The organism is Streptomyces sp. NPDC002513 (assembly GCF_053595355.1).
The window spans coordinates 20,617-27,165 of record NZ_JBSFXK010000079.1 but is presented as its reverse complement, the minus strand read 5'-3'; the positions used below and the strand labels follow the sequence as shown (position 1 = coordinate 27,165).

The 6,549-nt window shown below is 65.4% G+C and carries 5 protein-coding genes and 1 other RNA gene; 5 read left to right on the top strand and 1 reads right to left on the bottom strand.

The window, feature by feature from the left end; genetic code table 11:
* Positions 1-843: 843 nt before the first annotated feature.
* A complete protein-coding gene (locus tag ACWD5Q_RS32130) occupies positions 844-1,284 on the bottom strand; it encodes a phage terminase small subunit (protein ID WP_451430598.1) in 441 nt (146 codons plus the stop codon).
* An 808-nt stretch (positions 1,285-2,092) separates the two neighbouring features.
* Here ACWD5Q_RS32130 and ACWD5Q_RS32125 point away from each other — a divergent pair.
* From ACWD5Q_RS32125 to ACWD5Q_RS32105, 5 genes are all read left to right on the top strand, one after another.
* Positions 2,093-2,995: a hypothetical protein gene (locus ACWD5Q_RS32125; protein ID WP_451430597.1), complete on the top strand. Its 903-nt coding sequence runs from the start codon at positions 2,093-2,095 to the stop codon at positions 2,993-2,995.
* 30 nt (positions 2,996-3,025) lie between these two features.
* Entirely contained in the window at positions 3,026-3,835 is an 810-nt protein-coding gene (locus tag ACWD5Q_RS32120; RefSeq protein WP_451430596.1) for a hypothetical protein, read from the top strand.
* Between the two features lie 1,204 nt (positions 3,836-5,039).
* Positions 5,040-5,663, top strand: coding sequence for a hypothetical protein (locus ACWD5Q_RS32115; RefSeq protein WP_451430595.1), 624 nt, complete (start codon positions 5,040-5,042; stop codon positions 5,661-5,663).
* Positions 5,664-5,727: 64 nt separating this feature from the next.
* An RNA gene (locus ACWD5Q_RS32110) (hammerhead ribozyme type II) lies at positions 5,728-5,804 on the top strand.
* A gap of 19 nt (positions 5,805-5,823) precedes the next feature.
* Positions 5,824-6,522 carry a hypothetical protein gene (locus ACWD5Q_RS32105; RefSeq protein WP_451430594.1) on the top strand — a complete coding sequence of 233 codons (699 nt, stop codon included), beginning with the start codon at positions 5,824-5,826 and terminating at the stop codon, positions 6,520-6,522.
* Positions 6,523-6,549 lie beyond the last annotated feature (27 nt).

The following is a 6,549-nucleotide window of genomic DNA, read 5'->3' as shown; positions in this document are numbered from 1 at the left end:
CGACGCGCACCCCTGACCGGCACCGTCCCCGGACAGGAATCAACGCGACATCACGGACGCAAGATCAACCGGCTACCGCCGTGAAACAACGAGGCCAGTGCGAGAACCGCGACGGCCCAACGAACTCGACGAGGGCGATCACGGCGAGGAGCGGGTCTTTTCCCCAGCCCTTGAGACGCTGCAAGACGCCCTTGCGGTAGACGAAGCGACCGTTCTCGTCGACAGCGAACCACCACAGCGTCCAGCGCAGTTGCTCGCGCGTGAAGCGCCAGGGCCCGCCGTCCTCCGCGTTGAGGTACTCGGCGCACCAACCGGCGATCTGCCAGCCGAGCGTGTACTGGGGGAGTTTCCATGAACCGTCCGGTTCGTGCGCCCAGGTGGGGCCCAGGAAGGACGGCTCCAGGGTCTCGATCTCTTCAACTGAGAGGGTGGAAATATCCCACCTCCTCGGTACTCAAGACACGAGGCGTCGAAGCCCGGTACTCTCAACTTGACCTGAAAAGCTGTGTAGTTGCCATTCGAGATCGAGAGCTACGAAGGGCCGGAACAAGGGGCTGCCTCCCCGACAGAGGGGATCCGGGAGGCCCTCCCGGTGCCTCGTACCGCCCTCTCTCGAAAGGTGCTACATGGAACTAGCGGGTTGGGTGACTGTCGCTGCGGCCTCGGTTGCGGGAGGTGTCGCTGTCCTTGGGCACCTCTTCGATCAAGTACCGGCGCTGTCACAGAAGATGATCACAGCCATTCGCTCTCTTCGCGCGGTACGTGATGAAGTGAAGCGGAGCGGCGACAAGTGATCACTGGCCGCGTCAGCAGCGCCCCTCTGCTCTGGCGCGGCCGCGATCTTCACCTCAGCCCGAGGTCCTTCTTGTAGTCGGCTATGGCGAGGACGGCCGCGGACTGCTCCTCGGGTTCGGGCTCGTGCAGCTCGATGCGGACACGGCGCCGGTCGCCTTCGGCGACGAGCAGCCGCTCGAAGGCCGAGTAGATGGTCTGGAGCATCTGACCGGACCGCTTGCCGGCCTGTTTGTAGTACGAGAGGTCTTCGCACAGGGAATAGGCCAGGGCCCAGTCGCTCGCCTGGTAGAAGTCAGCCTGGCCGGACTCCTTCAGCGAGTCCCACAGCCGCTTTGCGATGGGATGCCATGAACGGTCGCCGTTCGGCACTTTCGTGGGCCGGGCGACGCCGCGCGTCACCGACTGCACGTCGCCGCCCTTGCGTTCGCGGGGGCGGGCGAGATCCGCCTCCCGGTTCGGTACGGGGCCAGGGATCTCGCCCACCTCCATTCAAGTCAAGGCCCCCGAGGGAGGGGAGACCTCGGGGGCCGGCGCGGCTCAACAGGCTCGAAGCCCGGAGCTCTGCGCGCTCACAGCAGGCCCGGATGAGACTCGGTCCTGCGGAACTTGCGGTCGTGGCGCCGACGTACGGCAGCCTTGGCTGCGGCTCCCTCGCGGGAGGACTTGACCCGGTGATGCCACCCGCAGAGCGATGTCAGGTTGGCCTCTCGATGGTCGTCACCGGGTCGAATGTGGTCCACGTCGGTGGCTGGCTCGGCACACCGCACGCCGTATTGGTCTCTGGCTGTGCACTGATGGCCGTCGCGGTTCAGGACGCGGCGCCGAATCTTCTCCCAGTTCGATGGCAGACGTTCTCTTCGACTTGAAGTAGACCAAGCCAACTTCCCTCCCTATTACTTGACTTTCCTCAAGAAAGAGGGCAGCGGCGAAGGTCTTCTCCGAGGGGCACCGAAGGGGCCAGGGGGAGAAAGTCACAGCGGCGAAGGAGATTCGATCTGTGGGCCCCGAAGGGGCCCCAATAGGTGAGGAACTTAATTCGCTCAAGCCTCTACTTATGTATACGGAGCGGAGGCGTCTTTTCGGAAAGAGGGCGGCAGGTGATGCCCGTCACACCCCGATGGCGAGATCTTGGCTCAGTCGTCACCGGGGTGGACATGTAGTCAAAGTATCGCGTAGGTTGCGCAGCATCCAAGCGAACGGCCCCGGGTCGTAGGTGCGCGAACACCTCGCCGGGGCCGACACCGAGAGGGGTTGTCTCTCGATGCGAGTGCATCGTAACCGTCACGACCGCGCCTTCGTGGTCGTGCCCAACCAGGCCGCACGGCACAAGAAGCTGTCGCTGGTCGCCCGCGGCCTACTCGTCACGCTCCTGTCCATGCCCGACGACGCGAAGGTCACTGTCGAGTCCCTTGCCGACGCAGTAGAGGAAGGGCGGGCAACCGTCTCCAAGGCGTTCCGGCAGCTCGAAGCAGCGGGCTACTTCCGCCGCGAGCGCTTCCAGAACCCCAGCACCGGTACGTGGTGCACGGAGACCCACGTCACCGATCTTCCGACTGACCACATTCCGGCGGTCGGTAAGCCGGACGGTCGGCCCGTCGGTGGCTCTCCCAAGGGAGAGAAGAACCGAGGGAAGAACCTCCTCCCCGACCCCTCCGCCGCTGACAGCGAGGGCACCGAGCAGGCCAAGGCCCGTCAGGAGGAGGAAGTCCCCAACACCCGGCACAACCCGGCTGGCGCCGAAACCGGCCGAGCCGCCCAGGCGCTCGCCGCACTCGGCGAGGCCGACCGGCGCCTGAAGCTCAGCACCAGCGAAGTGCTCCGCCTGACCCCGCTCGCCGCCGCCTGGCTCACCGAGGGGCACAGCACCCTGAAGATCACCAACGCATTGACCACGCGACTCCCTGAGCAGGTCGACAGCGCCGCAGCGCTTATCTCCTACCGGCTGAAGAACCAGATGCCCGCCCGGCCACAGCCGAAGCCGAAGCCTGCCCCGGACACCCGTGCTCGCTGCGAGGTCTGCCGCGCGCCTTTCCCACTCGGCCGCCGAGGCACCGTGTGCGGTGCTTGCCGCGATGAGCTCGACCGCGCCGCCGCCTTCCTTGGCACTGACAGCGACACGCCTGCGCCCCAGGTCAACGAAGCCACCGACACCAACACGCGGGGCCGCGCCCTTGTTCGCGCCGCCCTGGCCGCTGCCTGACCGCCATCGGTAGACCTGAAAGGCAAGCCCATGTCTTCGATGCACATGCCCTGGTACGCCCGTTCCGTCTTCACCGGTGGTCGTCCGCTCGTCCTCGTCGCCGCCCTCGTCATGTCCGTGCCTGGCGAGATCCGCATGGCAGAACTGGCAGGCTGGCACGGCTGGATCACCTGGCTCATGCCGGTGTCCATCTCCGCCTACGCCGCGTGCGCCGCTGTCATCTCGGAGGTGCGCCGCCGCGCCCAAGCGCCAGGCCGTGTCACTGCCACCATCGGCGCCGGAGCCGCCCTCGGGCTGGCACTGTCAGCTCAGGTCGTGGCGCACCTGATTGACAGGAGCTACATGGCAACGTCCCCGCTACTCGTCGCCGTCGTGTCAGCGGTGCCGCCGCTCGTCGTGGCACACATGCTCCACATGGCAGCGACCCCGCCGGCCTCCGTGACGGCCGAGCAGCGCATCGCCGAACTGGAGGAGTCCCTCCTTCTCATGGCAGCCGACCTCGCCGAGTCCCTTGACCTCGAAGGTCGAGTCCTCCTCTCCAAGGCCCACGGCGTCAAGAACACCCTCGACGAACTGACCGAGGCGGCCGAGGAGCTGACAGTCGCAGCCGACGAATTGGCTGAGGAACTGATCGGCGAAGTGGCAACCGCCGGGGTGTCAGAGCCCAAGCCCCGCCACAACGGCAGTGCCAAGAAGGCGGTCCCCCTGACAGTCGTGAAGGAGACCGTCGCCGCCATGGTGTCCGAAGGTACGAAGGTCAACGGCAAGACCTTGGCGGAACGCCTCGGCTGCTCAGAGCGGACCGGATACCGCTACCTCGGCGCAGTTCAGGCGGCCTGAGTCGCCGCCCCGCCCCAAGGTACGGCGGCCCTCGCTGAGGCGTCGGCAGCCAGACGAATCGGTGCGTTCTTTGACGCACGTGCGGGCCCGTTTGCCCTGGTGGCAGGCGGGCCCTTCGTCGTTGGTCGACCCTGGAACCGTGGCAGAATCCGAGCGGCTAAGACGTGGCGGTCGCGCGTTTTCCGTACCGGGGGTCATACCCCCACCCCGCACGGTCCGGCCGGGCCTCCGCTACCCTCGCGCGCCGCACACTGACGCACCCCCCCCACACCCCCCAAGGCGGACAACCGGTCCGTGATTGCGAGACTTGCGCTCGCTCGCCGCCGTGCGCCAAGCTCTGACCCGTCGCCAACACCGACCGGCCGCAAGGCAGGCAGGCAAGGCGGCAAGCGGACGGGCCAGCGGGCAAGGCGCGCAGCGCAGAGCCCAAGGCTGAGCCGCTTCGAGTTCCAGCGAAAGCGAGAACTTGACTCGAATGGAAGCCGCCGACTACGGTGGGGACCACGCCGAACCGGGCAACCGAGAACGGGCCGCACGATGCGGCGCCGCCAACTGTCAGGCAAGGCAGTCAAGTTGGAGCGAATGCGAGAACTTGGCAGACCGGGGAAGATCCGCTAGGGTCGGAACCGCCGCAAGGCCGACAGGCCGGGCGGAAATGACCATCACGCCAGCATCCGGGCATCGGGTGCCCCATCCCCGAGGGAGCGGGGGCCGCTCTGCAAAGCGAGCTGTTGCAGGGAGTACGGCAAGGTCAGCGCGAGAAGCGAAGGCCGCAGTGCCCGAGCGCTCCGAGTGCGCCGAACTCGGGCCTGGCTGGGCGACTGGCCAGGGGCGGCCGGACCGAGGCCACCCCGAGAGGGGTTGGTACAGAAAGGCACCGCCCGATCCTTGAGAACTCAACAGTGAATGCGAATAGTTCGCAGCCATCGAGCCGCCTGTAATGCCCATGTGGGGCGGGTGGCCTGTGTCCTCGAATGCCCATTGGGGCGGGATGCCTGGCTGCGCTGATCGAAGAGAAGCGATGGCGCGACTGCGCCTGACACATTTCAGAACGTGAACGTGGATGCACCCGCCGGACTTCTGGGTCCGGTGGGGTGCTGCGACCCAAGCGAGAAGGTGTGGCGCTTGGGTGACAGCACCTCATCAAGAGGTGGGGTGTGCATCGGGGCCGGCCGAGGGTCGACCTCTATCCGATTGGAGACACATGACCAACGCGTTCAAGATGCAGTCCGGCGTGAACCTCACGAAGCAGACTGACGTGCTGACTAACCCCGATCTGTGGGAGCAGAACGCCAACCTGCGGAAGCGACTGTTCGAGGTGGCGCGTGAGCGTGACCTGTTCTCCGGTGCCGTGGACAACGCCTCGGGCATCGTGGGCGAACTGATCGTGGAGAACCGCGTCCTGGGTGACGCGGCGGAGCTTCTGGCGAAGGTGACGAACGGCCTGAATACCGATATGGCTGAGCTGATGGACGAGCGTGACCAGTGGCGCGGGGAGGCTACCCGTCTGCGGGCGGAGTCGGATCGTCTCAAGCGCCAGGTGCGAGAGCAGTTGCACTCGGCATTCGATGAGGGCGAGATCGAGCGCGAAGCGGCGGACGAGTTGCTGGAGGCACTCGGCCTGGACCCGCTTGCACGGAAGTACCGGACCACGGTGACCATTGAGGTCACCCTCGAAGACCTGTGTCGTGAGGGCGGTGAGCCGATCAGCGCGGAAGACGTGCCCGAGCTCCTCGACTTCAAGGTTCAGCGGGATGGCGTGTCGTTCGACGAGCCGGACTATCACGTCGAGGTCGACGACCACGACATGATTGTGCGCTATTTCTAGGGTCGATTGCGAGATCTTAGCTAAATGACAGTCGCTCCCATTCGAAGTGGGGGCGGCTGCCCGCAGGCGAAACGCCCCGACCGCCGTGGTGCGGGGCGTCGTGCCCGGAGTGGTGTCCGGGACCTGATGAGCCAGCCGCTCAGCATGGAAGACGAGGCACATGCGCCGCGAGATCAACATTTCCAACGAGACATTCCGCGAGTACGCGGAATGTCTCGAAGCTCCCCACTATGCGTATCCGTCGTGGCGTACGTCCTATTGGGGCGACGAGGATGAAGCGACTCATGTCGAGATGTTCACGTATACCGAGTACCCGGCGAACCTGGCCGCGAAGTCGAACTTCCGTATTGCTCGTGACCTGATCTGTTGTGTCGCCGACAACGGCCGTACGGATACCCGCCGGTCGGACGAGCAGGTGATCCAGGTCGACGGCTCGTCGATCCACTACGGCTCCGCGTACTCCCTCTATGTCCAGGTCTACGAGGGCGGCAAGAAGCGCAAGGGCTACACGGCCGCCTTCCGTGAAGCTGTCGCCCTGGCCGAGTACGTCAAGTACGAGTATCCATTCCTCGACGAGGACGATCACAGTCAGCTCGAAGATGAGGTGTTCAACGAGAACCTCGAAGAGGCGATCGGCGAAGCCTGCGGCGAATATCCGGATGACACCGATGCGGACCGCGAAGCGATTACCGAGCACGCTCGTGAAGACCTCTACGAGCTGAAGTACCAGGAATCCGAAGGCGAAGTCTCTTGGATTCGCACGGCCGAGATTTACGCCGAGCACCGGGACGCCTACTTCTGTGAACTCGCGAACGATCACTTCAACGCTCCGATTGTGGGACAGCTCCAGCTCGTCTGAATCCCCCTGTTCTCCGCCTCTCCCGGT